The sequence below is a fragment of the Streptomyces sp. NPDC006296 genome (assembly GCF_040613235.1).
Classification (GTDB): Bacteria; Actinomycetota; Actinomycetes; order Streptomycetales; family Streptomycetaceae; genus Streptomyces.
On record NZ_JBEXRT010000015.1, the window covers coordinates 69,311 to 95,799 of the forward strand.

Here is a 26,489-nt window from a genome sequence, read left to right on the forward strand (position 1 = left end):
GGGACCGGCTGACAGGGGCCGACAGGCGGGGACCGGCTGACGGGGGCCGACAGGCGGGGGACCGGCTGACAGGGCGGGTCCGGGGGACTCCGGGCCGGGCTGCGGACGGCCGACAGTGAGGAGCAGTGGTGCACACCGACAGGACACCGGAGGTCCGGTCCGGCCGGACGCTCGGCGACGCGCTCGCCGAGGGGACCGTGCTGCTGGACGGGGGTCTCTCCAACCAGTTGGAGGCGCAGGGATGCGATCTGTCCGACGCCCTGTGGTCGGCCCGGCTGCTCGGCGACGAGCCTCGGCAGATCGAGGCCGCCCACCGGGCCTATGCGCAGGCGGGTGCGCAGGTGCTCATCACCGCCAGCTATCAGGCCACCTTCGAGGGGTTCGCGCGTCGCGGGACCGGCCGGGCCCGCGCGGCGGAGCTGATGGCGGGCAGCGTGGAGTGCGCACGCCGGGCGGGTGCGGCGTCGGGCCGGGAGTACTGGGTGGCCGCCTCGGTCGGCCCGTACGGCGCGATGCTCGCGGACGGCAGCGAGTACCGCGGCCGGTACGGGCTGACGGTCCGCGAGCTGATGCGCTTCCACCGGCCCCGGGCGGAGACGCTGGCCGCGGCGGGCCCCGATGTGCTGGCTCTGGAGACGGTGCCGGACACCGATGAGGCCGAGGCCCTGCTGCGGGTGGTCCAGGACCTGGAGGTGCCGGTCTGGCTGTCGTACAGCATCGAGGGGGACCGGACCAGGGCGGGGCAGCCCCTGGCGGAGGCGTTCGGGCTCGCCGCCGGGGTCGACCAGGTCCTCGCGGTCGGCGTCAACTGCTGCGACCCCGCCGACGCGGACCGCGCGGTGGAGGTGGCCGCCGCGGCCACCGGCAAGCCGGTCGTCGTCTACCCGAACAGCGGGGAGGAGTGGGACGCGGACGGCCGGGGCTGGACCGGCAGGGGCACGTTCGAAGCGGGGCGGGTGCGGGCCTGGCAGGAGGCGGGCGCCCGGCTGGTCGGCGGATGCTGCCGGGTCGGCCCGTCAGGGATCCGGGCCCTGGCCGCCCGGCTGGAGTCGCCGGGCGCATGAGGACCGGGCGCAGCCGTCCCGGGCCCGGAAGGGCCGGGGCATCGGTGCGGCGTGGAGCCGCACCCGCGCGGTGTCCCACCCCTCGTCCCGCTCTTCGGCCCGCCCCCTCCCGGGGGCCGGCCGCGGTGACGGATCCCGTCGCCACCGGTCGCAGGGCGGCCCGGCAGGAATCGGGCGGTGGTTCGCAGGGTGAACGGCGCCTCCCGCGGTGAGGATGAAGGCATGGGATTCCATGTCGATTCCGAGGCCGGGCGGCTGCGCCGCGTCATCCTGCACCGCCCCGATCTGGAGCTGAAGCGGCTCACCCCCAGCAACAAGGACGCGTTGCTGTTCGACGACGTGCTCTGGGTGCGCCGTGCCAGGGAGGAGCACGACGGCTTCGCCGACGTGCTGCGCGACCGGGGTGTGGAGGTGCATCTCTTCGGCGACCTGCTGCGGGAGTCCCTCGACGTCCCGGTGGCGCGGCGGCTCGTCCTCGACCGGGTCTTCGCGGAGAAGGAGTACGGCCCCCTCGCCACCGAGCACCTGCGCGCCGCCTTCGAGGAGCTGTCCGCCGCCGAGCTGACCGAGGCCCTGGTGGGCGGGATGACGAAGCGGGAGTTCCTGGAGCGGCACCCCGAGCCGACCTCCGTCCGCTTCCACGTCATGGATCTGGACGACTTTCTGCTGAGCCCGCTGCCCAACCACCTCTTCACCCGGGACACCTCCGCCTGGATCTACGACGGTGTGTCCATCAACGCGATGCGCTGGCCCGCCCGGCAGCGCGAGACCGTCCACTTCGAGGCGATCTACCGGCACCACCCCCTCTTCACCGGGTCCGAGGCGGGGGTCTTCCACCACTGGTCGGAGGGCCAGGACGACTACCCGTCCACCATCGAGGGCGGCGACGTCCTCGTCATCGGCCGGGGCGCCGTCCTGATCGGCATGAGCGAACGCACGACGCCGCAGGCCGTGGAGATGCTGGCCCGAGGGCTCTTCGACGCCGGATCGGCCCGGACCATCGTGGCGCTCGACATGCCCAAGCGCAGGGCGTTCATGCACCTCGACACGGTGATGACGATGATCGACGGAGACACGTTCACGCAGTACGCCGGGCTCGGCATGCTCCGCTCCTACACGATCGAGCCCGGCTCCGGTCCCCGTGAGCTGAAGGTGACCGACCACCCGCCCGAGCACATGCACCGGGCCATCGCCGCCGCCCTCGGGCTGGACCGGATCCGGGTGCTGACCGCCACCCAGGACGTGCACGCGGCCGAGCGGGAGCAGTGGGACGACGGCTGCAACGTGCTGGCCGTGGAGCCCGGTGTCGTCGTCGCGTACGAGCGCAACGCCACCACCAACACCTATCTGCGCAAGGAGGGCATCGAGGTCATCGAGATCCGCGGCAGCGAGCTGGGTCGGGGCCGGGGCGGCCCGCGCTGCATGAGCTGCCCCGTGGTGCGCGACGCGGTGTGACACGGGCGGTGACGGCGGCCGGGAGGCGGTGCGCACGGGCCCCGGACCACCGGCCCGCGCCGTCGTCTCCCGGCAGGACGCCGACGCCTCTGTATAGCAATGCGATGCCTCGTATAGACTTCCAGAGCAATTATCCGTACGCCCGTAGTCCGACCCGGGAGCAGTCACCATGGCCATAGACCTCACAGGCCGCCCTTTCCTCAAGGAGCTGGACTTCACGGCCGAGGAGTTCCGCGGCCTGGTCGCCCTGTCCGCCGAGCTCAAGGCGGCCAAGAAGGCGGGGGCGGAGGAGCGCCGGCTGTGCGGCAGGAACATCGCGCTGATCTTCGAGAAGACCTCGACCCGCACCCGCTGCGCCTTCGAGGTGGCGGCCGCGGACCAGGGTGCCTCCACGACGTACCTCGACCCCTCCGGCTCCCAGATGGGGCACAAGGAGTCGGTCAAGGACACCGCCCGGGTGCTCGGCCGGATGTTCGACGCGATCGAGTACCGCGGGGACAGCCAGCAGGCCGTCGAGGAGCTGGCGGCGTACGGCGGTGTGCCGGTCTACAACGGGCTCACCGACGACTGGCACCCCACCCAGATGCTCGCCGACGTCCTCACGATGACCGAGCACAGCGCGAAGCCGCTGGAGGAGATCACCTTCGCCTACCTCGGCGACGCCCGATTCAACATGGGCAACTCCTACCTGGTCACCGGCGCGCTGCTGGGCATGGACGTCAGGATCGTCGCGCCCGCCGCCTACCGGCCGGCCCAGGGCGTCGTGGACCGGGCGCGCGAGCTGGCCGCGTCCAGCGGCGCCCGCCTGACCCTCACCGAGGACATCGCCGAAGGCGTGCGGGGCGCCGACTTCGTCGTCACCGACGTCTGGGTCTCGATGGGGGAGCCCAAGGAGGTGTGGGACGAGCGCATCGCCGCCCTCGCCCCGTACGCCGTGACCATGGACGTGCTGCGCGCCACCGGCAACGACGACGTGAAGTTCCTGCACTGTCTCCCGGCCTTCCACGACCTCGGGACGAAGGTGGGCCGGGAGATCCATGAGCGGCACGGGCTGTCCGAGCTTGAGGTCACCGACGAGGTCTTCGAGTCCGCGCACTCGGTCGTCTTCGACGAGGCGGAGAACCGGATGCACACCATCAAGGCGGTGCTGGTCGCGACGCTGGCGGGAGATGCCCGGTTCGCATGAACATGCACCCGATGGGGTGAACATGCGGGTGATTGGCTACGATGGTGGCACTTGGTGGGGTTTGGGCTCGCACGCCCGAACCCCTTTCCTGTGCCCGGTCCGGAGCGTGCTGTGCCCCGTCCGCGGCCGATCCCCAGGTGAGAGCCCCCCACCGGCTCCGTTCCCCCGTACCGCCAGAGAAGAGACTCCGTCCCCCCATGAGCGCCGCCTCCTCCACCCCGTCACGCCCTCCGCGCAGCACCGGGGCGCGCGTCAAGAGCCCCGCCCTGCTGCTCGCCGAGTCCGGAGCCGACCTGGAGGGGCACGGTCTGCGGCGCACCATGGGCCTGTTCCAGCTCGTCTGCTTCGGTGTCGGCGCGATCGTCGGCACCGGGATCTTCGTCGGCCTGTCCGACAGCGTCGCCGAGGCGGGCCCCGCCGTGGTGGTCTCGTTCGTCCTCGCCGCGGTCACCTGCATCGTCACCGCCTTCTCGTTCGCCGAACTCGGCGGCGCCATCCCGGTCTCCGGGAGCAGCTACTCCTTCGCCTACGCCACGCTCGGGGAGCGGACCGCCTTCCTCGTCGGCTGGTGCCTGCTGCTGGAGTACGGCGTCTCGGTCTCCGCGGTCGCGGTCGGCTGGAGCCAGTACGTCAACGAGCTGCTGAACAGCGTCGTCGGCCGGAGCCTTCCGGCGGCACTCTCCACCGGGCCGGGCGACGGCGGGGTGATCAACCTGCCGGCGGTCGTGGTGGTCATGATGGCGGCCACGCTCCTGGTGCGCGGGGTCAGGGAGAGCGCCAGGGCCACGGCGGCGATGGCGGTGCTGAAGATCGTCGTCCTCGTCGCGTTCTGCGTGATCGCGTTCACCGCGTTCGAGGACGGCCACCTCTCGCCCTTCGCCTCGCAGGGCGCGGCCGGGATCACCGCCGGCGCCTCGGTGGCGTTCTTCTCGTACATCGGCTTCGACGCGATCACCACCGCGGGCGAGGAGGTCAAGAACCCCCGCCGGAACATCCCCCTCGCGATCCTGATCTGCATCGGCGTGGTCACCCTGCTCTACTGCGCGGTCGCCCTCGGGGCGATCGGGGCGCTGGGGGCGGACGCGGTGGCCGACCGGCCGGCCGCGCTCTCCCTGGTCGTCGACGGGGTGACCGGGTCGAGCGTCGGCGGCGGGATCGTCGCCTTCGGGGCGGTGGTCGCCATCGCCTCGGTCGTCCTGGCGGTGATGTACGGCCAGACCCGGATCCTGATGTCGATGTCCCGCGACGGACTGGTCCCCCGGGTCTTCGAGCGGGTGTCACCGAGGACCCGCACCCCGGTCGCCAACACCTGGATCGTGGCCGTCCTCTTCGCGGTCCCCGCGGCGTTCTCGTCCCTCGGTGTCGTGGTCAACCTGACGACCATCGGCACGCTCGCCATCATGGCGGTGGTCAACATCGCCGTCCTCGCCCTGCGCCGCCGCGACCCGGAGCTGAAGCGGTCCTTCCGCGTGCCGTTCTATCCGGTCAGCCCGGTCCTGGGCGTCGGATTCTGCCTGTACCTGATGTACGGGACGGGCTGGACGACCTGGGTGCAGTTCCTGGTCTTCCTGGCCGTGGGCGCCCTGGTGTACGCGGGGTACGGCCGCAGCCGTTCCCGGCTCGTCAGGGAACCGCGGGACCGGACGGCGGCACCGGGCGCGACGGGAGCGTGAACCAGACCGCCTTGCCGTGCTCGGTGGGGCGGTGGCCGCAGGCGGAGCTGAGGGCGCGGATCAGCAGGAGCCCCCTGCCGTGCTCCTGCCAGGGGTCCTGGGTGCTGTCCGGGAGCAGGCTGGACAGGTCGCCGGGCGACCCGGGGTCGCGGTCGTGCACCTCGACCTGGCAACCGGACGCCAGGAGCTCCACCACCAGCTCGATGGGACCGGAGCCGTCGGTGTGCTCGACGGCGTTCGCGACCAGCTCGGCCGTCAGCAGCTCGGCCGTGTCGCTGTACGCGGGCGCGTCGAGGTCCGCCAGCGCCGTGCGGATCAGCGCACGGGCGATCGGCACCGCCGCCGTGGAGTGCGGCAGGGTGATGCGCCAGGACGGGGGTGTGGGGACGTCGGGCGGCACGGTGGGGGCTTCCGTTCGGCGGCGGGACAACCGGAGGGGCGCATGCGTGCCCGGACCGGCTGCGTCCCGGGACGGAACCGCACCGGAGGGCGCGGTTCCGTACCAGGACTTCCTGCGCTCAACCATACGAAGCGAGACGCCCCGGACATAGAGGCTGTCGGCCGGTGCACAAGGGACCTTCGCCACAGTGGTGCGCGCGCCCTGCCCTCCGCCCGTGACGGCGGTCACGGAAGGGCGGTGCGCTCATCCGGGCTCCGCGGTGATCAGCAGACGGTCGGAGACCGCCTCGTAGCCGATGCGGAGGTACAGGCCGTTGCTCGTCGGGTTGGCGAGGTCGGTGAAGAGCAGCACCTCCGCGGCCCCGCTCTCCCGCGCCAGCCGTCCGGCCTCCGCCGTCACCCCTGCCGCGTACCCCAGGCCCCGGTGTTCCGGGGGTGTGTAGACCGTCGTCACCCGCACCGTGCCCGCGATCCTCCGTGAGACGCCCGCCATCGAGACCGGCACCCCGTCGTGCTCCCAGAGGGTCAGCCCGCCGTGCGCGGTGCGCTCGTCCACGATCCGCTCCGCACGGTCGGCCGGCTGCCCGGTCTCCGCGGCGAACGCCCGGACCCAGGTGACGAGCAGGGACCGGTCCGCGGCGGTCGCGGCCCTGGGCCGGCCGGCCGGCGCCGGGGAGGGCGGCACGGCGGTGCCGAGCCGGTAGAGCCGCAGCTCCTCGTCGACGCGGTGGCGCGGCCAGCGTGCGGCCAGCGCGACAGCCGCCTCACGCTCCGCGTTGACCCCGGACAGCCACGGCTCGTCCGCGAGCGCGGCCACCGCCTCCGGGGCGGCCGAGCCCAGCACGGGCGGGTAGGGCGGTGTCGTCACCAGCGCCCCGGCCACGTCCCCGTCCGCCCCGCGCCACCAGCCCAGCACCGGAACCCCCGCGCCGTAGGCGTGCGGTCCGCCGTCCCGCAGGGTGGCGGTGACGGTCAGCAGCAGGGTGTTCTCGGCGGGCCGTGCGGCCAGGAACGGCCCGGCCGTCTCCAGGAAGGCGTCGATGTCATCGGTGAAGGTCCAGGACATGTCCCCATCCTGCCCGGCCGCCCGCCCTCCGCGGTACGCCCCGGGTCCAGGGCCGGCGACGCCGCCGCGCCGGTCCGGGACCACGTGCCGACGGGACGGGCGAAGAGCGACGGGGTGCCGGGGCGCCGGGCGAAGGTGCGGCGAGGGGCGAGGAGTCGCGCGGATGGGGGCGGCGCGCGGGATGGAGGCGGGCGGCGGCCAAGAGCCGGACGGCGCGGCGGCGAGCGCACGGGAGGCGCGCACGTCTCCCGCGCCGAAGTGTCGGCGGAGTGTGGTGGGCCCCGGTGGCGGCAGGGGTGCTCCGGAGCGAGGCTGAAGGCGTACGCAGCCGTGCCGACGCGCAGGGAGGCGACGGCGGTGACCACAGCACCGGCCCCGTGCGCGGTGAGCCGGTCGCCCGAGGGTGACGGCATCACCGTGCGGGAGGCCGCACACTGCCGCCTGCGCGCCGCCCGCGCCGTCCGGGGCCTGCCGGACGAGGCTCCCGACGAACCGCTCCACCTGTCCCTGAACGCCGACCAGGTGTTCCGTACGGGCGGAGACGCCGCAGCCCCCGCGCGGGAGCGGCCCCACGTCATGCCGTCCCGCCACAGGTGAGCGGAGCCGGCACCTCCGCACCCCCTCAGAGGCCAGGGCACCGGCCCGCCCGGCGCGAGCCGGAACCGACGGCCCCGAAGCGACGGCCTCGAACCGACGGCGCGGAAGCAGCGGCCCGGAACCGACGCCCCTGAACCGACGGCCCGGAAGCAGTGGCCCGGCGGCCGCGCGGCGCGCCGTACGGGTGAACCGGCCCGGGCGATATATCTGTATTCGGTGCCCTTTGTTCCGGAACACCCGTCGTGACCGTACTCATCCTCTGCCATTTCGTCCTCGCGGCATGCGCGGCACCGCTGGTGCGCCGGCTCGGCCGACTCGCCTTCATCGTCCTCGCGCTGCCGCCCGCCGCCACCACGGTGTGGGCGTTCACCGAGTGGGGCACCGCGGCGGCCGGCGGATCGGTCGGCTGGTCGTGGGAGTGGATCGGGACCTACGACGTGTGGCTCGCCCTGCGCCTGGACGCGCTCGCCGAGCTGATGGTGCTGCTGGCGGCCGGTGTGGGCACGCTCGTCCTGCTGTACTGCGCGTCCTACTTCACCGACGGCTCACCCCGGCTTGGCCCCTTCGCGGGAAACCTGCTCGCCTTCACGGGCGCCATGCTCGCCCTCGTCCTCGCGGACGACCTGATCTCCCTCTACGTGTTCTGGGAACTGACCACCGTCTTCTCCTACCTGCTCATCGGCCACGGCAGCGAGCAGAAGAAGAACCGCCGCTCCGCCCTCCAGGCCCTGACGGTCACCACGCTGGGCGGACTCGCCATGCTGGTCGGCTTCCTGATCCTCGGTCAGGCCGCGGGCACCTACCGGATCTCCGCGATCGTGGCCGACCCCCCGGAGCCGACCCTCGCCGTGTCCACGGCGGTCGCCCTCGTGCTCTGCGGGGCCCTGTCCAAGTCGGCGATCTGGCCGTTCAGCCTCTGGCTGCCGAACGCCATGGCCGCGCCCACCCCCGTCAGCGCCTACCTGCACGCCGCCGCCATGGTCAAGGCCGGCGTCTACCTCGTCGCACGGCTCGCCCCGGCCTTCGCCGACGTCCCGCTCTGGCGGCCGGTCGTCCTCGTGCTGGGCGGCGCCACCATGCTCCTCGGCGGCTGGCGCGCGTTGCGTCTGCACGACCTGAAGCTCGTCCTCGCCTACGGCACCGTCAGCCAGCTCGGCTTCCTCCTCGTGCTCGCCGGCGCGGGCAACCGGAACGCGGCACTCGCCGCGGTCGCGATGATCCTCGCGCACGCCCTGTTCAAGGCCGCGCTGTTCCTCGTCACCGGCATCGTGGACCACGCGGCCGGCAGTCGTGACCTGCGCGTCCTCTCCGGCCTCGGCCGCAGCCTGCCGCACGTGTGCGCGGTCGGTGTGCTCGCCGCCGCCTCCATGGCCGCACTGCCGCCGTTCCTCGGGTTCGCCGCGAAGGAGGCCGCCCTCGACGCGCTGCTGCACGGAGGCACCGCCGACCGCTGGACGCTCGCCGTCGTCGTCCTCGGTTCGGTGCTGACGGTCGCCTACACCCTGCGCTTCGTGTGGGGGGCGTTCGCCCGGAAGCCCGGTGTCGCCGACACCCCCGTCCACCGCACCGGCGCCGCACTCCTGGCCCCGCCCGCGGTCCTCGCCCTCGCCGGGCTGGTCCTGGGCCCCGGAGTCGGCTGGACGGAGCGCCTGTTCGCCGCGTATGCCGACGTCTTCCCGGCCCCCGCCCACCCCTATCACCTGGCGCTCTGGCACGGCTTCGGGACGGCCCTGCTGCTCTCGGCCGTGACGTGGGCGGGCGGGGCCGTGCTCTTCGCGGCGCGCGGGACGGTCACCCGGCTCTCCCGCCGCGTCGCCTGGCCCACCGCGGACAGCGTGTTCGGACACCTCCTGCTCGGCCTGGAACGCCTCGCCCTCCAGCTCACCGGCTTCGTCCAGCGCGGCTCCCTCTCCGGCTACCTGGCCATCACCCTGACGGTGATGCTGGCGGGCCAGCTGGCGGTGCTGGTCACGGACCACCCCTGGCGGGGAGCGGTCGCCCCCCGGGTGTGGGACGTCCCCCTCCAGGGCGCGGTGGCCCTGCTGACCTGCGCGGCCGCCCTCTCCTGTCTTACCGTCAGCCGCCGGATGAAGGCCGTCGTCCTGGCCGGGCTCACCGGGTACGGGGCCGCGCTGCTCTTCGTCGTCCAGGGCGCCCCCGACCTGGCACTCACCCAGTTCTGCGTCGAGACGGTGTCGATGATCGTGTTCGTCCTGGTCCTGCGCCGGCTGCCGGTGCGCTTCGAGGAGTCCATCGGGAACTGGCGCCGGGCGCTGCGCATCCCGGTGGCGCTGGGCGCCGCGGCGACGGTCGGGGTGGCCGTCTGGGCGGCGGGCGCCGCGCGCGTCGCCGAACCCGCCGGAGCCGCGATGGTCGAGGAGGTCGCCCACCACGGGCTCAAGGACGTGGTGGCCACCATCCTCGTCGACCTGCGGGCCTGGGACACGATGGGGGAGTCGGCCGTCCTCGCCGCGGCCGCCATCGGTGTCACCAGCCTCATCTATCTGCACCGCCGCAGCGAGGCGTCCATGAACGCGGAGGAACTGCGGGGGGAGACCGCGTGGACGCTGTCCGGCCGGCGGCTCACCGGTCTGCCGCAGGGCGACGACACGGCGCCCGAACGCAGCTGGCTGGCCGCCGGCGCCACCCTCGCACCCGAGCACCGGTCCGTCGTCTTCGAGGTGGTCGGCCGGCTCCTCTTCCCCCCGGTCCTGGTGCTCTCGCTCTACCTGCTGTTCTGCGCGGAGAACATGCCGGGCGGCGGATTCGTCGCCGGACTGGTGGCCGGACTCGCCCTGATCACCCGCTACCTCGCGGGCGGACGGTTCGAGCTCGCGGAGGCCGCTCCGCTGCAACCCGGCCTGTTCACCGGACTCGGACTGTTCGTGTCCACCGCGGTCGCCCTGGGCGGCCTCGCCGAGGGCACCGTGCTGCACGCCTGGACCTACCACGGCCATCTGCCCGTGTTCGGCGACTACCACCTGAGCACCTCGGTCCTCTTCGACTTCGGCGTCTACCTTCTGGTCCTCGGTGTGGTGCTCGACATCGTGCGGGCCCTGGGCGCCAAGGTCGACCGGCAGATCGAGCGGGCGGCGGGCGTCCTCGCCCCGGCGACGGGCCCCGGGACGGGGGAGCCGCCCCGATGACCATGAGCGTCTCGCTCCTCGCCACCGCCGTCGTCCTCTGCGCGGTCGGCGGCATCCTCATGCTCACCCGGCCGCTCACCCGCATCCTGCTCGGCGCGGTCATCGCGGGCAACGGCATCAACCTGCTCGTCCTCTCCTCGACCGGGTCGGCGGGCGCCGCGCCGCTGCTCTACGGGGTGCCGCTGCGCCGGGTCACCGACCCGCTGCCCCAGGCCATCGCCCTCACCGCCATCGTCATCACGCTCGCCACCACGGCCTTCCTGCTCGCGATGGCCTACCGCAGCTACCAGCTCACCGGGACGGACGAGGTCCACGACGACCTGGAGGACCGGCGCATCTTCCTGCGCGCCGAGGTGCTGGGGGAGCGGGCCGAACTCCGCGAGGAGTACCGGTCCGAGCCCGGACGCACCCGGAAGGACCGCGCACGCTACCGCCAGGAACGCCACCGCCTGCACGCCCGGCTGCGCGCCGACCGCGCGCTGCAGGCCCGGGGCCGGGACGCCGGCGGCGACCTGTGGCACGACGTGCTGGGCGCCGACCCGGAGGACTACGTGAACGACACGCTCGACGACCGGGGAGCCGCCGGATGAACGCCCTCGTCCCGCTGCCGGTCCTGCTGCCGCTCTGCGCCACCGGGGTCAGCCTCGCCTTCGGTACCCGGCTCGCGCGCTTCCAGCGCTTCATCAGCGTCGCCGTGCTGACCGCCGTCCTCGCGCTCTCGGTGACCCTGACGATCGCCGCGGACCGGCAGGGCCCCCTGTCCGTCCACCTGGGGGACTTCGCCCCGCCCCTCGGCATCACCCTGGTCGCCGACCGGCTGTCCGGGCTGATGCTGACGGTCTCCTCCGCCGTCACCCTCTCCGTCCTCGTCTACTCGCTCGGCCAGGGCATGGCAGACCGGGACAAGGAGACGCCCGTCGCCGTCTTCCACCCCGCCTACCTGATCCTGGTCGCCGGGGTCTCCCTCACCTTCGTCGCCGGTGACCTCGTCAACCTCTACGTCGGCTTCGAGATCATGCTGGTCGCCAGCTTCGTCCTGCTGACGCTCGGCGGGACCGGACCACGGATCCGGGCGGGTTCCACGTACGTGATCATCTCGCTGTTCTCCTCGATGCTGTTCCTCACGGCGATCGCGATGACCTACGCCGCCACCGGCACCGCCAACTTCGCCCAGCTCGCGCTGCGGCTGCCCGAGCTGCCGCTCGGTGTGCAGACCCTGGTCCAGGCCATGCTGCTCACCGTCTTCGCGATCAAGGCCGCCGTCTTCCCCCTGGCGGCCTGGCTCCCCGACTCCTACCCGACCGCGCCCGCGCCCGTCACCGCCGTGTTCGCGGGCCTGCTGACGAAGGTCGGCATCTACTGCATGCTGCGGACCGAGACCCTGCTCTTCCCCGGCAACCGGCTCGGCGACCTGCTCATGGCCGTCGCCCTCGCCTCGATGATCGTGGGCATCCTCGGGGCGGTCGCCCAGACCGACCTGAAGCGGCTGTTCTCCTTCACCCTCATCAGCCACATCGGCTACATGGTCTTCGGGATCGGCCTCGCCACCCGCGAGGCGTACGGCGGCGCGATCTTCTACGTCGCCCACCACATCACCGTCCAGACCAGCCTCTTCCTCGTGGCGGGACTCATCGAACGCCGGGGCGGCACCAACGAGCTGACCCGGCTCGGCGGACTGGCCAGGTCCGCCCCGCTGCTCGCGGTCCTCTTCTTCGTCCCCGCCATGAACTTCGCGGGGATCCCGCCGCTCTCCGGCTTCATCGGGAAGCTCGGACTCATGCGGGCCGGAGTCGCGGACGGCAGCGTCTGGGCCTGGATCCTCGTCACCGGCGCGACCGTGACGAGCCTCCTCACCCTGTACGTCATGGCCAAGATCTGGAACCTCGCCTTCTGGCGCACCGCACCACCGGGCCAGGCCGCCTACGGCACGGTCCTGGAGACCGCCGACGACAGCGACGACGACGACGCCGACGCCGGGCCCGACCGTATCCCCGGCACCGGCGACGAGGGGGTGGGGCCGCCGCCCGCCGGACGGACCGTGGCCGCCACCCTCCAGGGCCGGGCCGTCATCACCACGGTCCGACCGCCCCGGGCCATGACGGCCGCCACCGCGGGGGCCGTCGCGCTGGGACTGGCCTTCACCGTGCTGGCAGGACCGCTGACGGCCTTCACCGACCGGTCGGCGGCCGAACTCATCGCCCGCCGGCCCTATGTGGAGGAGGTGCTCGGCCCGTGAGACGCCTGATCACCCTGTCCCGCAGCGACCCCGGTCTGCCCCCGTACAGCATCGGGTTCGCGGGACGCCGCCGCCGGGTGCTGGACCTCCCGCTGATCGCCTGGCTCACCGTCATCTGGGTGCTGCTGTGGTCCACCCTGACCTGGGCCAACGTCGTCACCGGTGTGGTCGTCGCGGTGGCCGTCTGCCTGGCCTTCCCGCTGCCGCAGGTCGACCTCGGACTGCGACTGCACCCCTGGGGCATCCTCCGGCTGGCCGGCTATCTGCTCTACGACATGTACACCTCGGGAGTGAAGGTCACCCGGCAGATCTTCGCCGACCACCCGCACCGGCCCGCCGTCATCGGCGTCCCGCTGCGCTGCCGCGGCGATCTGATGCTCGCCGCGACCGCGGTCACCGTGTCGAACGTGCCCGGCGGCTCCGTCGTCGAGGTGCGCAGGGCCACGGCCACCCTCTTCCTGCACGTCCTGGACGCCGACCGGCCGGAGGAGCTGGAGGCCGCCCGGCGCTCCGTCTGGCGGCTGGAGGAGCTGACGGTCCGGGCCTTCGGCACGTCGGACGAGATCGCCCGGGTGTCCGGGCCCCCACCGCCGGTCCCCGTGTCCGGCTCAGGAGAGGAAGAGGCATGAGTGGTCCCGAGACCGTCGACCGGGCGCTGATGACCGCCGCCGTCGTGTGCGTGGTCGTGGCGGGCGCCCTGCTGCTCGTCCGCATCAGCCGCGGTCCCTCGATGCTGGACCGGGCCATCGCCCTCGACGTGTTCGCCGCCGTGGTCATCGCGGGCCTGGGCGCCAAGTCGGCGTTCGCCCGCGACTCGTTCTACTTCCCGATCATGCTGGTGCTCGCGTTCCTCGGCTTCACCGGCTCGGTGGGCATCGCACGGTTCATCGCCGTACGCGACAAACCGCTGTCGCGGCGCCGGGCTGCGGGCGGGGGAGAGCGGACATGAGCGTCTGGCTCCAGATCACGGACACCGCCGGGGCGGTGCTGGTGTTCCTCGGCGCCGCCGTCTGCCTCCTCGGCGTCGTCGGCATGCTGAAGCTGCCCGACGTCCTGTCGCGCAGCCATGCGGCGACCAAACCGCAGACCCTCGGACTGCTCCTGGTCCTGGCCGGGGTCGCGCTGCGGCTGCGCAGCGGCATGGACCTGGCGACGCTGGCGCTCATCGGCTTCTTCCAGCTGATGACCGGCCCGGTGGCGGCCCACCTGGTGGCCCGCTCGGCGTACCGGACGGGCCAGATCGAGCGCTGCGAACTGCTGGCCGACGACCTCGACGCGCAGCTCACCCGGCCCGGACGGGCCCCCGGTCAGGACCCGGGACCCGGCGGCGGCCCCGACCGCACCTGACCGCGCCCGCCGGTCCCGCGGTCGCGGCGGCCGGCCGGCACGCCGCGGTCACCGCCGGGCCCGCGGGTGTCCCCGGCACCTCCCGGACGGGCGCTGTCCGGGTATCCCCACGCCTCGCACATCCTTTCTGCGATGATGCGGCGGGTGACCACGGCGCTGGGGGGCGTATGTCGAGTACGGGTACGGTGCTGCGCGAACTGCGCGGTGCGCAGAAGTCGTCCAAGGGTGTCTCGCTCTACTCGCGGTACGTGAACCGGCCGACCGGGCGCCTGCTCGCCGCGGCCGCCTGCCGGGTGGGACTGACGCCCAACCAGGTGACGCTCGTCAGCGCCCTGTTCACCTTCGCCTCCCTCGCCGCGGTCGCGCTCGCCGAGCCCTCCCGCTGGCTGGGAGCGGCGGTCTGGGCGGGCCTGGCTGTCGGGTTCGCCTTCGACTCGGCCGACGGGCAGCTCGCCCGGCTCACCGGACGGGGCGGTCCGGACGGCGAGTGGCTCGACCACGTCGTGGACTGCGCCAAGATGGTCCTCGTCCACAGTGCGGTGCTGATCTCGTTCCACCGCTTCGGCCGGCTGCCCGGCGAGGGATGGCTCCTGCTGCCGCTCGGGTTCCTGTTCGTCGCCGTGCTCACCTTCTGCGCGGGACTGCTCCGCGAACAGCTCGGCAGGGCGGCGGCCCGCACCGGGCCGGCGGCCACGGGGCCCGCGGCCCCGGCGTCCCGCCTCCGGGCCCTGGCCCTGCTCCCCGCGGACTACGGCGTCTTCTGCCTGGTCTTCCTGCTGCTCGGCGCACCCGGCGCCTTCCGGGCCGGATACGCCGCACTCGCGGTCGTGCACGCCGTGTTCCTGGCGGTGTTCCTGGTCAAGTGGTTCAGGGAGCTGAAAGCGCTCCGGGCCGGCTGACGAGCACGTCCAGCGCCCGCCGCAGCTGGGTGCTGGACGTGTGCACCGTGTAGGGGAAGTAGACGACCTCCACCCCGACGGCGGCGAAGTCCCGCTCCAGGCGCTCGCCCTTCTCGGTGCCCCGCCAGTCGTCGCCCTTGAACAGGACGTCGAAGCGGACCTGCTGCCAGGTCTCGACCTTGTCCGGCACGGTCTCCACGAACGCCGCGTCCACATGACGCACACTGCGCACGATCTCCAGCCGCTCGGCCAGCGGGATCACCGGGGTGTGGCCCTTGGCCAGGGCGGCCATCTCGTCGGACACCACTCCGGCCACCAGGTAGTCGCACTGACTGCGGGCGTGCCGCAGGATGTTGAGGTGGCCGACGTGGAACAGGTCGTACACCCCCGGCGCGTACCCGACCCTGTGCTGCGCCATCCGTTCTCTCCCCCCACGGTGGAACTGGTCCAACGACCTTACTGTGAAGAACACTTGCGCATCCCGTGAACGGATAAGCTCGGACAACAGGCTGTTCCGGGGGGAAGGCGATCATCCGTTGTCCGCTGCTGAGCATCAGAGGCCGTTCGAGAACCGCAGACTCCTCGTGGTCTCCACCAACTACGCCCCCGAGCTGACCGGCATAGGCCCGTACGCCACCCAGCTCGCCGAGCACTGGGCGGCGTCCGGGGCGACGACCCGGGTGCTGACCGGTGTGCCGCACTACCCCGCCTGGCGCGTGGACGAGCGCTACCGGGGGATGTGGCGCGGGGAGGAGACCCGCGAGGGGGTCCGCGTGCACCGCAGACGGCACTACGTGCCGGCCCGACAGACCGCTGTGCGCAGAGCCGCGTTCGAGGCGTCCGTGCTGGTCCACGGCCTCCTCGCGCCCCCGCCCGGACGGCCCGACGCGGTGATCTCCCAGATGCCCAGCCTCGCCGGAGGGGTGATCGGGGCCCGGCTCGCGCGCCGCCACCGCGTCCCCCACATACCCGTGGTGCAGGACCTGATGGGCGCCGCCGCCGCGCAGAGCGGTATCCGCGGCGGTGGCAGGGCGGCGGCGGTCGCCGCGCGGGCCGAGCGCCACGCTTTGCGCGGCGCCGCCCTCGTCGGCGTCATCCACGAGAGCTTCGTGGAGGGCGTCACCGCTCTCGGCGTGGACCCCGGACGCATCCGGATCGTCCCCAACTGGACTCATGTGCAGCCCCCTTCGGCCGACCGTGCCGCCACCCGGGCCCGGCTCGGATGGGCCGAGGGCACACCCGTGCTGCTGCACTCCGGGAACATGGGCCTCAAGCAGGGGCTCGACGTCCTGGTCGCTCTGGCCCGGCTGGCCCCGGACGTCCGGGTCGTCCTGATGGGCGACGGCAACCAGCGCGACGGACTGCGCGAGCGGGCCGCGGGCCTGCCCAACCTCGACTTCCTGCCGCCCGCAGGGGCGGACGACTTCACCGACGTGCTCGCCGCCGCCGACGTCCTCGCGGTGACCCAGCGGGCCTCCGTGCTCGACATGAGCGTGCCGTCCAAGCTGACCTCGTACTTCGTCTCCGGCCGCCCGGTCGTCGCCTCCGTGGCCGGCCAGGGGGGTACCGCCGACGAGGTGCGCAGGTCGGGCGCCGGGGTCCTGGTGGAGCCCGAGGACCCGGCCGCGCTCCTCGCCGCCGTGCGCCGGCTGGGGGCCGACCCCGCGGCGGCCGAGGCGCTGGGGGCGCACGGGCCGCGGTACGTCGCGGAGCACCTGGGCAGGGAGGCGGGGCTCGCCCGCTTCGACGCCCTGCTCGCCGAGGCGCTCGCGGACGCACGGACCGGGAACGCCCGGAGCGGAACCGGATCCGCGCGGGGCGGGGCCGGGCCGGCCGGATCCGCCCGGGCCGGCGCCGGGACCACCGGGGCGGAGCGGACCGGGGAATCACGAGGGGGAGCAAGCCGATGAGCCACCAGATCCGTCCCCTGGACGACCAGGACGAACCGGCCCTGCTGCGGGACCAGTTCCGCCAGCTGCTGCGCTACCGTGCGCTGCTCGCCGGGGGCGTCGTCGCCGGTCTGCTCGGCGGCGGCTTCCTCGCCCTGAGCGGCGACGACACGTACACCTCCACCGGCGAGGTGCAGGTGCGCTCCGCGACCGCCGACCCGTTCGCCACCGGAGCGTCCGCGGACAAGGGCATCAACATCGGCTCGGAGCGGCAGACCGCGGTCAGCGACACCGTGGGCGAACTGGCCGCCGGGACCCTGCTGAAGAAGGGCGACGACGTCACCGCCCGGAAGCTGCTCGCCGGGCTCCAGGTCACCAACCCGCCCAACACCCTCACCCTCCGCTTCTCCTACACCGGTGCCACCCCCGAGCAGGCACGGGCCCGCGCCGAGGCCCTGGCCAACGCGTACCTGGCGCACCGCAAGGCGCGTACCGAGGAGAGCATCGACACCATGGCGGACGGCTACCGCGCCCAGCTCGACCCGCTGGAGGAGAAGCGCGACCTGCTGGAGGAGCGCACCGGGGTCGACGCCGCGGACGACGTCAGCAGCGCCCGTGCCAACATCATCGTCTCCATCTCCGAGCTGAGCCGGAAGATCTCCGAGCTCAAGGCGCTCGACACCACCCCCGGCTACCTCAACCAGAAGCCCGTCGCCCCCACCGAGCCCGCCGGCGCCGGTCTGCCGCTGCTCCTCGGGCTCGGCGCGGTCGTCGGACTCGCCCTCGGCCTGCTGCTCTCCTGGGTGCGGCTCGTCTTCGACCCGGCCGTCCGCTCCCCCCGGGAGCTCGTCCGCTCCCTCGGGGCGCCGCTGCTCGGCACCCTGCCGAGGGAGCGCGGGGCCGCGGGCACCCTCCTCGCGATCGGGCGCAGCGGTTCCCGGCTCGCCGAGGAGTACCGCGCGGTGGCCTTCCGGCTCGCCTACGACCCGTCCTTCGCGGAGCGGCGGCGGCTGCTGGTGACGGCCCCGCGCGGGGACAACGCCGAGGCGGCCGCCGCGGCGGTCAACCTGGCCGCCGCCTTCGCCGAGATGGGCCGCGACGTCCTGCTCGTGGAGGCCGACCTGCGCACCCCCTCGCTGGCCCGTGACCTGGGGCCGGCCGCGCACCAGGTCCGGCCGCCCCGCTGGGCCGCTGAGGAGCGCGACCGCGGCTGGCCGGCGGGCGGCCGGAGCAATGTGGACGTGCCGGGCTCCGGCGCCTTCGCCCTGGTGGCCGGGACCACCGCGGACAACGTGCCGCGCACCCTGACCTCCCCGGCCGTCGCGCGGACCGTCGCCGAGGCGGACCGCCCCGGCGCCGTGGTCATCGTCCTCGCCCCGCCGGTGCTCTCGTACGCCGACGCGGTCGCACTCGTCGACCGGGTCGAGGGCGTCATGATCGTCTGCGACCCCCGCGAGGTCCACCGCAGCGATCTGGAACGCATCCGGGAGATCATCGGCGCCTCCGGCGGGTCGGTGCTCGGCGCCCTCCTGCACGGCGGCCGGAGCAGGCTGCGGCGGGGCGAGGCCCGGCCCGGGTCCGGACGGCGGCGCGGGGGCGGCGGGCCACCGGCCCTCGAGGCGGACGCGCCGGAGATCACCCGGAGCCCCGACGACACCATGGGGCTGCGCTCCTTCACCCTCCCGGGGGCGCGGCGGTGAGAGCCCGCACCGCGATCCTCTGCTCGGTCGCGGACCAGGGCGTGGCGGCGCTCACCAACATCCTGGTGCTCGTGGCCGCGGCCCGGCTCTCCACCGCGGCCGACTTCGCCCGCTTCTCCGCCGTCTACCTCGTCTTCACCGTGCTGCTGGGTGTCTCCGGCGCGTACACGGGGCAGCCGCTGGTCCTCCGGCGCGGGGCGGGGGAGGACACCCGGGGCGCCTGCCGCTCGGCCTTCGTCCTCACCGTCGCGGCCTCGGCGGCCCTGGGCGCCCTGCTCGCCGCCGTCTGCCTGTGCGTCCCGGGGGACACCGCGCGCGCCCTCGTCGTGCTGGGCGTCGTCCTGCCGGTCGTGCTCGGACAGGACGCCCTGCGCTACGCCTTCTCCACGCTCCAGCGGCCCCATCTCGCCCTGGCGGCCGACCTGCTGAGGCTCGTCTGCGTGCTCGGGGCCCTGGCCGCGCAGGAGTACGGGGCCTCCCCGGCCCGGCTGATCCTGGTCTGGGGGCTGTCCGCCGTGCCCGCCCTCCTGCTCGCCGCCGCGCTGCTGCACCGCTCGACGGCCGGGGCCCCGCTGCTGCTGCGCCCGCTGCTCGGGCGCGGCCACCTCGGGCGCCGCTTCGTGGTGGAGTTCGGCGTGGGCAACGCGACCGGCCAGCTCTCCGTGCTCGGCCTCGGAGCCGTCGGGAACCCGCTGCTGGTCGGCGCGCTCCGCGGGGCCACCACCCTGTTCGGGCCGCTCAACGTGCTGTTCACCTCCGCCACGTCGTTCGGCCCGCCGCTGCTCGGCCGGATCGGCGACGAGCGCCGCCGGGTCCGCGCCACCGCGGGACTGGCCGCCGTCCTCGCCGCCACCGCGGCCCTCTGGGCCACCGCGCTCGCCCTGCTCCCGGAGCGCGCGGGCCGGGCACTGCTCGGCGACACCTGGCCGACGGCCGCCGCCCTGCTCCCCGCGACCGGCAGCCAGTACGCGGCGATGGCCGCCGGCACCTGCGGACTGCTCGCCCTGCGCATGCTCGACCCGCGTACGACGCTGAGCATCCAGGTGGTCTTCTCGCTCACCGCGGTGGCCCTGACGGCCGGCGGATACGCCCTCGGCGGTGTCCCCGGGGCGGCCTGGGGGCTGTGCCTCGGCTCGCTCGGCAAGGCGGCGGCCACCTGGACCCGGGTCGCCCGGCTGCGCCGCCGCGTCCCGGCGGGGGAGACCGTCAGCGCCGACGCGCTGCCCTCTGCTCCCTGAACGTCGTGACCAGCAGCAGGCACAGGGCGCCGATCGCCAGCTTCCCCGCCGCCTGGAGCAGCGGGCCCCGCAACAGGATGAAGGTGTACCCGGCGATCAGCGGCGCCGCGATCGCCAGCACACTGCCCGGCCCCGGACCCGCCCGGGTCACGGCCTGCGCGTACCTGCGGTCGGTGCGGGCCGCGGCGTACCCGATGAGGGCCATGCCGCCGATCGCCCCGGTGGCGCCGAAGTCGACCCAGAACTCCGTCCACAGCGGCGCCGAGAGGTTGGTCATCCGCAGCCCCATCCACTGCCCCACCCGCACCCCGGTGTCCTCCGGCTTCCCGCTCCACACCGCGCGCGGCACGAAGAACAGGGCGGACCCGGCGAGCTGACGGCCGTAGGTGTGCTCCCGGGTGTCGACCCAGGAGATGGCGTTGGCGAACATCACCATCTGGTCGTAGTCCTTGGTCACCAGCGGCTCGAAGACCGAGGCCGACTGCGCGGACCGCTGCGCTTCGTCGTCGTAGCGGAACCGGTCCGCGTACGGGAACACCACCAGCGCCCCCACCACCCCCGTCGCCAGCACCGTGCGGTAGACCGCCGCACTGCTCGGCAGCGCGGTGAACACGAACGCGAGCAGCACCGTCAGGAACCAGTAACGGGCGTTGGATATGGGGTTGTTGACCACCAGATTGACCACCGCGAGCCCCAGCCACACCAGGACCGTTGACGGGGAGCGCCGCGCCCGGCGCGAGGTCACCAGACGCCGGGTGCAGAAGAGCAGCGCCAGCAGCGCGGGGACGGTGCCGAAGCCCTTGAGGAACGCCGCGCCCACCTGGGAGCCCTCCGCGGCGACACCGCTCGCCGTCACGGTCTCGTTGATCTCCTGCCGGCTGGAGAAGAAGACAGCCGGCCCGCCCAGCTTCACCACGTAGAACGCGCTCGCCGCGAACGCCACCAGCACCAGCAGCCGCAGCCTCAGCGGATGGGCCACAGCCGGTCCGCCGCCCGTGCTCCGCGCCGGGGCCGTACGCCGCCGCAGCGGCCGGCGCGAGGCCAGCAGCGCCCCCAGGTCGTAGGCGGCACACCCCACCAGGACCATCGCCGTGGCCGTGATCAGGTCCTGGCGCGGGCCGACCATCGGCGTCGGCGTCTGCCCGATCACCACCTGGGCGAACGGCGCCACGCCCATCGCGATGTACACGAACATCCAGAAGACGCCCTGGAGCAGGCGCCGCCGGGTGGAGAGGATCATCGTCGCGAGCCGGGCGCCCGCGTAGCAGGTCAGCACCAGCTGGAGCCAGTACGCGGTGTCCCGGACCCCGCTGCCCGGCTGGGCGGCGATCACCGCGGGCAGGAAGCACACCAGGGCGAGGACGAGCGGCACGGACAGGGCCCGCGACAGCATCGACCAGGCGATCGGCGGGTCCTGCGGCTCCGGGGCACCGGCCCCCGCCCCCTCCGGAGGCACGACCGCGCGGGGAGCCTGTTCCCGCGCCGATGCAGGCACCGACGTCATGCGTCCCCCCGGGATCAGTGAACCGCTGAACACTCTAACGAATCAGCCCACTTGAGGGGGCGCGATGACTACCCTGTGAATCATCGGCCACAGTTGAGGGGAACTCTGGTGAAAGTTCTGCACGTCGTCACGCTCCACACCCCGGACCACGCCTTCGGCGGGCCGACCCGGGTGGCTTTCAACCTCTCCAAGGTCCTGCGGGCGAACGGCGACGACGCGCGCGTCATGGCCCTCGGCGACGGCTTCCCCGACGGTGAACTGCCCCGTCAGGTGGAGGGAGTTCCCGTCCACCTCTTCCAGGCGCGGCACCTGCTCCCGGTGTTCGAGGTCAGCGGCATCACCTCCGCCGCGCTGCTGCGCACCGCGTACCGCATGATGCGCGGCGCCGACCTCGTGCACGTCCATCTGATGCGGGACCTGGTGACCCTGCCCGCGGCGCTCCTCGCGCTCGCGACCCGTACCCCGCTGGTCGTCCAGACCCACGGCATGATCGACCCCACCGAGAAGAAGGCCGCTCAGCTCACCGACGTCCTCGGGGTCCGCAGGGTGCTGCGCGAGGCCGACGCCGTGCTGCACCTCACCGAGATGGAGCGGGCCGATGTGAACGCCGTCGCCGCCCCCGTGCCGCTCACCCGTACCGTGCGGCTGGTCAACGGTGTCCGCCCGCAGGAGCGCAAGCCCGCCCGCGAGCCCGGCCGTCCGCCGACCGTGCTGTACCTCGCCCGCGTCCAGGAGCGCAAGCGGCCCGAGGACTTCGTCGCCGCGATGCCGCACGTCCTCGCCCGCCACCCGGACGCCCGCTTCGTGCTGGCCGGCCCGGACACCGGTGCGCTGGCCGGGACCCTCGCCCTCGCCCGGAGGCTGGGCGTCACGGACTCCCTCGACCATGTCGGCCCGCTGGAGCACGACGCGGTCCTCGCCGCCGGGCGCGAGGCCGATGTGTACGTACTGCCGGCGATCGAGGAGCCGTTCCCCGTCTCGGTCCTGGAGGCGATGTCGGTCGGCACGCCGGTCGTCATCACCCGCACCTGCGGGCAGGCCCCCGATGTGTCGGGGGCCGGTGCGGGCCGGGTCGTCGACAGCCGGGTGGGCGAGGACGCGGCCAACGCCCGCAAGGTCGCCGACGCGATCCTGGAACTGCTGGAGCCGGAGGCCGCCGAGCGGGCGGGCGAGGCGGCCTGGCGGCTGGTCAACGACCGGTTCACCATCGAGGCCGTGACCGCCACCCTCCGGCGGACCTACGATGACGTGGTCCGCCGGAGGCGGGGGTGACCGCCGGGGCCGTCAGTGCACGGGCCTCTCGCGGGACTTGAGAGCGATCTGCCAGCGGTAGAAGCTCATCGCGAGGGCGAAGTCCAGGCCCGCGCGGCCGTCCAGGAAGCCCCGCCGGTAGACGTACATGTAGGCGAAGGACACCAGCGGCTTGAACGGCGCCTTGTGGAAGAGCTGCCCCTGCCGGGACTTCACCCTCCGCACCTGTTCCTTGACGTCGGGGTGCTGCTCCAGCCAGGCCTCCCAGTCCGAGTAGCGGTTGTGCCGCTCGAACCACGCGGTGACGGGATCGAGGTCCTGGTGCTCGATGGGGCAGCTCAGCGCCTCGGCCGTCGCCGCGACCGGCTGGTAGTGCCCCTCCACCTCACCGATGCCGGGCGCCGCGAGGTCGCCGACCTCCGGGTAGTGGCACCGGGTCCGGTCGGTCAGGGACCGCTTGCGGATCGTGTAGCCGTGCCGCAGCCGCTTCCCCGAGAACCAGTAGCCCAGCGGTATGTCGTAGGCGGCCGGCTTCGGGGCGTCCCGGTCGGCGAAGATCCTCCGCAGTTCGGCGAGCAGCCCGGGGCTGAGCCGTTCGTCGCCGTCGAGCAGCAGGATCCAGTCCAGGTCGGTCCGGACGTTCTCCAGGCACCACTGCTTCTTGCGGGGATGCCCGCCGTCCCAGGTGTACGTGATCACGTCGGCCCCGCACGCGCGCGCGATCTCCGCCGTGTCGTCGGTGCTGTGGGAGTCCACCACGACGACCGCCTCGAAGTGGTCCAGGACCGACCTCACCGCCTCGGCGATGTTCAGCCCCTCGTTCTTCGTGGGGATCGCGACGGCGATGGGCAGCTTGCTCATCCGTTCTCTCCTTGCGGCAGCCAGGCGTAGCAGCCTGTGGAGGTGAAGGTGCGGGCGGAACCGGGGACGGTGAGCTCCACCGGCTTCCCGGCGGCGGCGGAGCCCGCGTCCAGCTCCCTGCCGCCGGCGCCGGTCAGCCGCCAGCTGCACGCGGCGGTGGGCGAGACGGCGGTGTACCGTCCCGGTCTGAGCTTCGCCCCCGTGTGGGTGCCGTCGGCGTACCCGAGCGCGGCCTCCTCCACGAGGTCGCCGTGCCCGGGGCAGAGGTGGGCCACGGCCGGCCCGGCGTCCGGGATCTCGCCGGACACGAGCGCGCCCACCGCGATGTCCCGGTCGGCCTTGACCAGGTAGCGGAGCCGGTCGCAGGTCGCCTGCCCGGTCTGGAGCACCGCGGCGGGGTCCGTCCCCGCGGGCACGCGGCCGGTCAGGTACTCCTTCTGCTTCCCGGTGAAGGAGCCGGTGGCCGGGGTGATGTCCCCGGCGGGCGCCTTCGGTGTGGCGCCGGACCTCCCGGGCTCCGGGACCGCCGGACCGGCCACGGAGGGTGGGGCGGAGGCCGCCGCGGACGGCGTGCCGCCCGCCGCCTCCGTGCCCCCGGTGGCCCCGCCGCCGGACCCGCCGGACGAGCCGCAGGCGGCCAGCACCGCCGTCGCGAGGGCGACGGCGGCACCGGCCGGGAACGCGCGTCTCACTGGGCCGTCCTCAGGGCGTAGTGCGCGCTGACCTGGGAGGCGCTCAGTGCGGTCGGGTACACCGCCGTCTCGTCGATCTGACCGGCGAAGAAGTTGCTGGTGGGGCGGTTCGGCCAGTTGGCCAGGTTGTCGCCGCCGACCCGCCAGTACCCCGGATGGCTCTCGTTGGCCGTGTACAGGATGCTGGAGGCCCGCAGCCGCCCGTCGACGTACAGCGCCATGCCGCCGGTGCCCTGGGTGGCGACGACGTGGTGCCAGGCGCCGTCGTTGTAGGACCCGGTCGTGGTGACGGTGCGGTAGCCGCCGCTGTAGACGCCGAAGACGAGGCGCCCGTTGTCGGCCATGTAGACCTGCTTGTCGTAGCGGGTGCTGTTCTGCATCGTCAGGTTGCCGAAGCCGATGACCTTGCCGCCGCGGGTCGTGGTGGTCTTGATCCAGGTCTCCACGGAGAAGCGCGCGGGCTGTGCCTGCAGCTTGTTGCTGTAGGCGTACTCGGAGACGCCGTCGAACCCGATGGCCGTCGAACCGCCCGCGACGGCCGCCGGGGTCTGCCGGTAGGACGGCCCGTTGCGCAGGAAGCCGTTGTTCAGCTGCCCGGTGGTGTCCGCCGCGAAGGTGGAGGAGCCCTCGTCGTAACGCCAGTAGAGCGTAGCCCCGTCGGACAGCACGCGGGCCGGATACGGCTGGGTGGCACCCGCCACGGTCGCCGACTGCGCGGGGGACTTGGCGCTGGTGTTGGTGCCGTCGCTCGCGGTGATGCGGTACGAGTGCGTCTCGCCCGCCGCCACGTCGGTGTCGGTCCACTTCAGCTGCGGACGGTTCCAGAACAGCGAGTAGCCCGTCACGGTGTGCACGGGGGTGCTCGCACCGTCCTTGTAGATCCGGTAGGTCAGCTCACCGTCGTCGGTGTCGAAGCTGGTCTGCCACTGGACGTCGATCCGCCCCGGGGCGACCGTGGACAGGCTGACGTTGGGCACCCAGGGCGTCCCGGTGTCCGGGCCGTCGGCGAACCGTGTCAGCCCCTGCTGGCCGCTGCCGTTGACGGTGGTGAACTCCCCGCCGACCCAGAGGTAGTGCCGGCCGCCCCGGTCGGTCTGCGTCATGACCCGGGGCCCGACCGGCTCGCCGATGCCGTCGTTCGTGTCCGGGAACCAGGGCAGCAGCGTCGGATCGTCCACGGACTGTGCCAGCAGGTGCCTGCGCGGCTGGTCGGGGAACCCGCCCATGCTGGCGCAGTCGTGGGCGTGGCTCCCGCTGTACAGCACGCCGGAGTGGACCAGGACGGCCTGGGTCGCGCCCAGGCAGGTGTCCCGCCAGCGCTGCTGGTAGTCGTCGAGGTCGATGGCGATCCGGCCGTCGAACACCCCGCCGCCGGTGCCCTCGTTGGCGGTGTACAGGCCCGTCGCGTCCGCCGTGAGGTCCTGCACCGTCGAGGTGGCGGGGATGAAGCCCGGATAGCTCTTGGTGACGGCGCCGGTGGTGGCGTCGACCACGGCCAGGGCGTGCGAGGTGGTGCCGTTCACGGTGAAGAAGTCACCGCCGAGCGCCACCTGCTTCCCGTCGGGGGTCACCTGCACCGCCCGGGCCACCTCGTCCGCGTTGGAGGTCCACGGCAGCAGCGCGGCGCCCGTGGACACCGCGGCGAACTTGTTCCGGGTCTGGCCGCCGACGCTGTTGAAGTCACCGGCCAGGTAGACGGTGTCCGCGGTGACGTCCAGCGCCCGCACCGTCGCCGACACCGCGATCTTGAAGTTCTGCCGCGGCGTGCAGGTGGCGGTGTCGATGGCCGCGATGTTGCTGACGCCGGTCCCGTTCACCGCGCCGAACTGCCCGCCGGCGTACAGGGTTCCGCCGTCGGGGGAGAGGGCCAGGGCCCGTACGGTCGCCGTGCCGGAGGACAGCGTGAAGGACAGGCTGCACCCCGTCGGTGTCCCGGTCGCCGCGTCGAACGCCGCGAAGTTGACCGCGGGCCGCTCGGAGGTGCCCGCCGCCGCGCCCGGCGGGCGGACGGTGGAGAAGGTGCCGCCGGCGTAGACGACCCCGTCCGCCGCGGCCATGGACCAGACGATGCCGTTGGTCTGCCAGGTGGTGAGGTCGTCGGCCGTGAGGGCCACCGGCGCTGTCAGCGCCGCCGCCGGGGAGGCCCCGGCCGCCGTCGCGGTGAGGGCTCCGGCGAACAGGCAGAGCGCGGCGGACGCGGCCCGCACACGGCCGCTCCTCCCGGGTCTCCGCCCCGTGCTTCCGTTCATCATTCATCTCCGATGGTGAGGACGAGCTGCGGCCCGC

The 26,489-nt window shown here is 73.5% G+C and carries 23 protein-coding genes; 16 read left to right on the forward strand and 7 right to left on the reverse strand.

Annotated elements, in window-relative coordinates; genetic code table 11:
* Window positions 1–128 precede the first annotated feature (128 nt).
* The 4 genes from mmuM to ABZ172_RS13220 all read left to right on the forward strand — a co-directional run bounded on the left by mmuM (window position 129) and on the right by ABZ172_RS13220 (window position 5,378).
* Entirely contained in the window at window positions 129–1,064 is a 936-nt protein-coding gene (mmuM, locus tag ABZ172_RS13205; protein WP_356883333.1) for a homocysteine S-methyltransferase, read from the forward strand.
* Window positions 1,065–1,286: 222 nt separating this feature from the next.
* Window positions 1,287–2,519: an arginine deiminase gene (locus tag ABZ172_RS13210; protein ID WP_356883335.1), complete on the forward strand. Its 1,233-nt coding sequence runs from the start codon at window positions 1,287–1,289 to the stop codon at window positions 2,517–2,519.
* Between the two features lie 169 nt (window positions 2,520–2,688).
* A complete protein-coding gene (argF, locus tag ABZ172_RS13215) occupies window positions 2,689–3,705 on the forward strand; it encodes an ornithine carbamoyltransferase (protein ID WP_356883337.1) in 1,017 nt (338 codons plus the stop codon).
* A gap of 197 nt (window positions 3,706–3,902) precedes the next feature.
* On the forward strand, window positions 3,903–5,378 hold the full coding sequence (locus ABZ172_RS13220) for an amino acid permease (protein WP_356883339.1): 1,476 nt from the start codon (window positions 3,903–3,905) through the stop codon (window positions 5,376–5,378).
* Here the strand turns inward: ABZ172_RS13220 and ABZ172_RS13225 are convergent.
* Together ABZ172_RS13225 and ABZ172_RS13230 are read right to left on the reverse strand one after the other, a co-directional pair.
* A complete protein-coding gene (locus ABZ172_RS13225) occupies window positions 5,329–5,778 on the reverse strand; it encodes an ATP-binding protein (RefSeq protein ID WP_356883341.1) in 450 nt (149 codons plus the stop codon). The genes ABZ172_RS13220 and ABZ172_RS13225 overlap by 50 nt on opposite strands.
* Window positions 5,779–6,021: 243 nt before the next feature.
* Window positions 6,022–6,843: a GNAT family N-acetyltransferase gene (locus tag ABZ172_RS13230; RefSeq protein WP_356883343.1), complete on the reverse strand. Its 822-nt coding sequence runs from the start codon at window positions 6,841–6,843 to the stop codon at window positions 6,022–6,024.
* Window positions 6,844–7,200: 357 nt separating this feature from the next.
* Between ABZ172_RS13230 and ABZ172_RS13235 the strand changes: the two genes are divergently transcribed.
* From ABZ172_RS13235 to ABZ172_RS13270, 8 genes are all read left to right on the forward strand, one after another.
* Complete coding sequence (locus tag ABZ172_RS13235) at window positions 7,201–7,440, forward strand: hypothetical protein (RefSeq protein WP_356883345.1); 240 nt, start codon at window positions 7,201–7,203, stop codon at window positions 7,438–7,440.
* A gap of 242 nt (window positions 7,441–7,682) precedes the next feature.
* Entirely contained in the window at window positions 7,683–10,586 is a 2,904-nt protein-coding gene (locus ABZ172_RS13240; RefSeq protein WP_356883347.1) for a Na+/H+ antiporter subunit A, read from the forward strand.
* Complete coding sequence (locus tag ABZ172_RS13245) at window positions 10,583–11,176, forward strand: Na(+)/H(+) antiporter subunit C (RefSeq protein ID WP_356883349.1); 594 nt, start codon at window positions 10,583–10,585, stop codon at window positions 11,174–11,176. Before ABZ172_RS13240 ends, ABZ172_RS13245 begins: the two co-directional genes overlap by 4 nt.
* Entirely contained in the window at window positions 11,173–12,822 is a 1,650-nt protein-coding gene (locus ABZ172_RS13250; RefSeq protein ID WP_356883351.1) for a Na+/H+ antiporter subunit D, read from the forward strand. The genes ABZ172_RS13245 and ABZ172_RS13250 overlap by 4 nt, the downstream gene beginning before the upstream one ends.
* Complete coding sequence (locus tag ABZ172_RS13255; RefSeq protein ID WP_356883353.1) at window positions 12,819–13,451, forward strand: Na+/H+ antiporter subunit E; 633 nt, start codon at window positions 12,819–12,821, stop codon at window positions 13,449–13,451. The genes ABZ172_RS13250 and ABZ172_RS13255 overlap by 4 nt, the downstream gene beginning before the upstream one ends.
* Entirely contained in the window at window positions 13,448–13,771 is a 324-nt protein-coding gene (locus ABZ172_RS13260; RefSeq protein ID WP_356883355.1) for a monovalent cation/H+ antiporter complex subunit F, read from the forward strand. Before ABZ172_RS13255 ends, ABZ172_RS13260 begins: the two co-directional genes overlap by 4 nt.
* Entirely contained in the window at window positions 13,768–14,169 is a 402-nt protein-coding gene (gene mnhG, locus ABZ172_RS13265; protein WP_356883357.1) for a monovalent cation/H(+) antiporter subunit G, read from the forward strand. The genes ABZ172_RS13260 and mnhG overlap by 4 nt, the downstream gene beginning before the upstream one ends.
* A gap of 167 nt (window positions 14,170–14,336) precedes the next feature.
* Entirely contained in the window at window positions 14,337–15,068 is a 732-nt protein-coding gene (locus tag ABZ172_RS13270) for a CDP-alcohol phosphatidyltransferase family protein (protein WP_356883359.1), read from the forward strand.
* Here ABZ172_RS13270 and ABZ172_RS13275 read toward each other — a convergent pair.
* Window positions 15,037–15,486, reverse strand: coding sequence for an adenylyltransferase/cytidyltransferase family protein (locus ABZ172_RS13275; RefSeq protein WP_356883361.1), 450 nt, complete (start codon window positions 15,484–15,486; stop codon window positions 15,037–15,039). The two genes, ABZ172_RS13270 and ABZ172_RS13275, sit on opposite strands and share 32 nt — an antisense overlap.
* Before the next feature lie 118 nt (window positions 15,487–15,604).
* On the opposite strand from ABZ172_RS13275, the gene ABZ172_RS13280 reads away from it, so the two are divergent.
* The 3 genes from ABZ172_RS13280 to ABZ172_RS13290 are packed head-to-tail and all read left to right on the forward strand — an operon-like array spanning window position 15,605 to window position 19,895.
* Entirely contained in the window at window positions 15,605–16,978 is a 1,374-nt protein-coding gene (locus ABZ172_RS13280) for a glycosyltransferase (protein WP_356883363.1), read from the forward strand.
* On the forward strand, window positions 16,975–18,657 hold the full coding sequence (locus tag ABZ172_RS13285; RefSeq protein WP_356883365.1) for a lipopolysaccharide biosynthesis protein: 1,683 nt from the start codon (window positions 16,975–16,977) through the stop codon (window positions 18,655–18,657). Before ABZ172_RS13280 ends, ABZ172_RS13285 begins: the two co-directional genes overlap by 4 nt.
* On the forward strand, window positions 18,654–19,895 hold the full coding sequence (locus ABZ172_RS13290) for a hypothetical protein (RefSeq protein ID WP_356883367.1): 1,242 nt from the start codon (window positions 18,654–18,656) through the stop codon (window positions 19,893–19,895). The genes ABZ172_RS13285 and ABZ172_RS13290 overlap by 4 nt, the downstream gene beginning before the upstream one ends.
* Here ABZ172_RS13290 and ABZ172_RS13295 read toward each other — a convergent pair.
* Window positions 19,864–21,399, reverse strand: coding sequence for a hypothetical protein (locus tag ABZ172_RS13295; protein ID WP_356883369.1), 1,536 nt, complete (start codon window positions 21,397–21,399; stop codon window positions 19,864–19,866). The genes ABZ172_RS13290 and ABZ172_RS13295 overlap by 32 nt on opposite strands.
* Window positions 21,400–21,507: 108 nt before the next feature.
* On the opposite strand from ABZ172_RS13295, the gene ABZ172_RS13300 reads away from it, so the two are divergent.
* The gene (locus ABZ172_RS13300; protein WP_356883371.1) at window positions 21,508–22,671 is read left to right on the forward strand and encodes a glycosyltransferase; all 1,164 of its coding nucleotides are present in this window, start codon (window positions 21,508–21,510) and stop codon (window positions 22,669–22,671) included.
* A gap of 12 nt (window positions 22,672–22,683) precedes the next feature.
* Here the strand turns inward: ABZ172_RS13300 and ABZ172_RS13305 are convergent, their stop codons facing one another.
* Genes ABZ172_RS13305 through ABZ172_RS13315 form a run of 3 tightly spaced genes read right to left on the reverse strand, consistent with a single transcriptional unit; the run spans window position 22,684 to window position 26,455 of the window.
* The gene (locus ABZ172_RS13305) at window positions 22,684–23,511 is read right to left on the reverse strand and encodes a glycosyltransferase family 2 protein (RefSeq protein WP_356883373.1); all 828 of its coding nucleotides are present in this window, start codon (window positions 23,509–23,511) and stop codon (window positions 22,684–22,686) included.
* Window positions 23,508–24,203 carry a hypothetical protein gene (locus tag ABZ172_RS13310; protein ID WP_356883375.1) on the reverse strand — a complete coding sequence of 232 codons (696 nt, stop codon included), beginning with the start codon at window positions 24,201–24,203 and terminating at the stop codon, window positions 23,508–23,510. The genes ABZ172_RS13305 and ABZ172_RS13310 overlap by 4 nt, the downstream gene beginning before the upstream one ends.
* Entirely contained in the window at window positions 24,200–26,455 is a 2,256-nt protein-coding gene (locus tag ABZ172_RS13315) for a LamG domain-containing protein (RefSeq protein ID WP_356883377.1), read from the reverse strand. The genes ABZ172_RS13310 and ABZ172_RS13315 overlap by 4 nt, the downstream gene beginning before the upstream one ends.
* Between the last annotated feature and the right edge of the window lie 34 nt (window positions 26,456–26,489).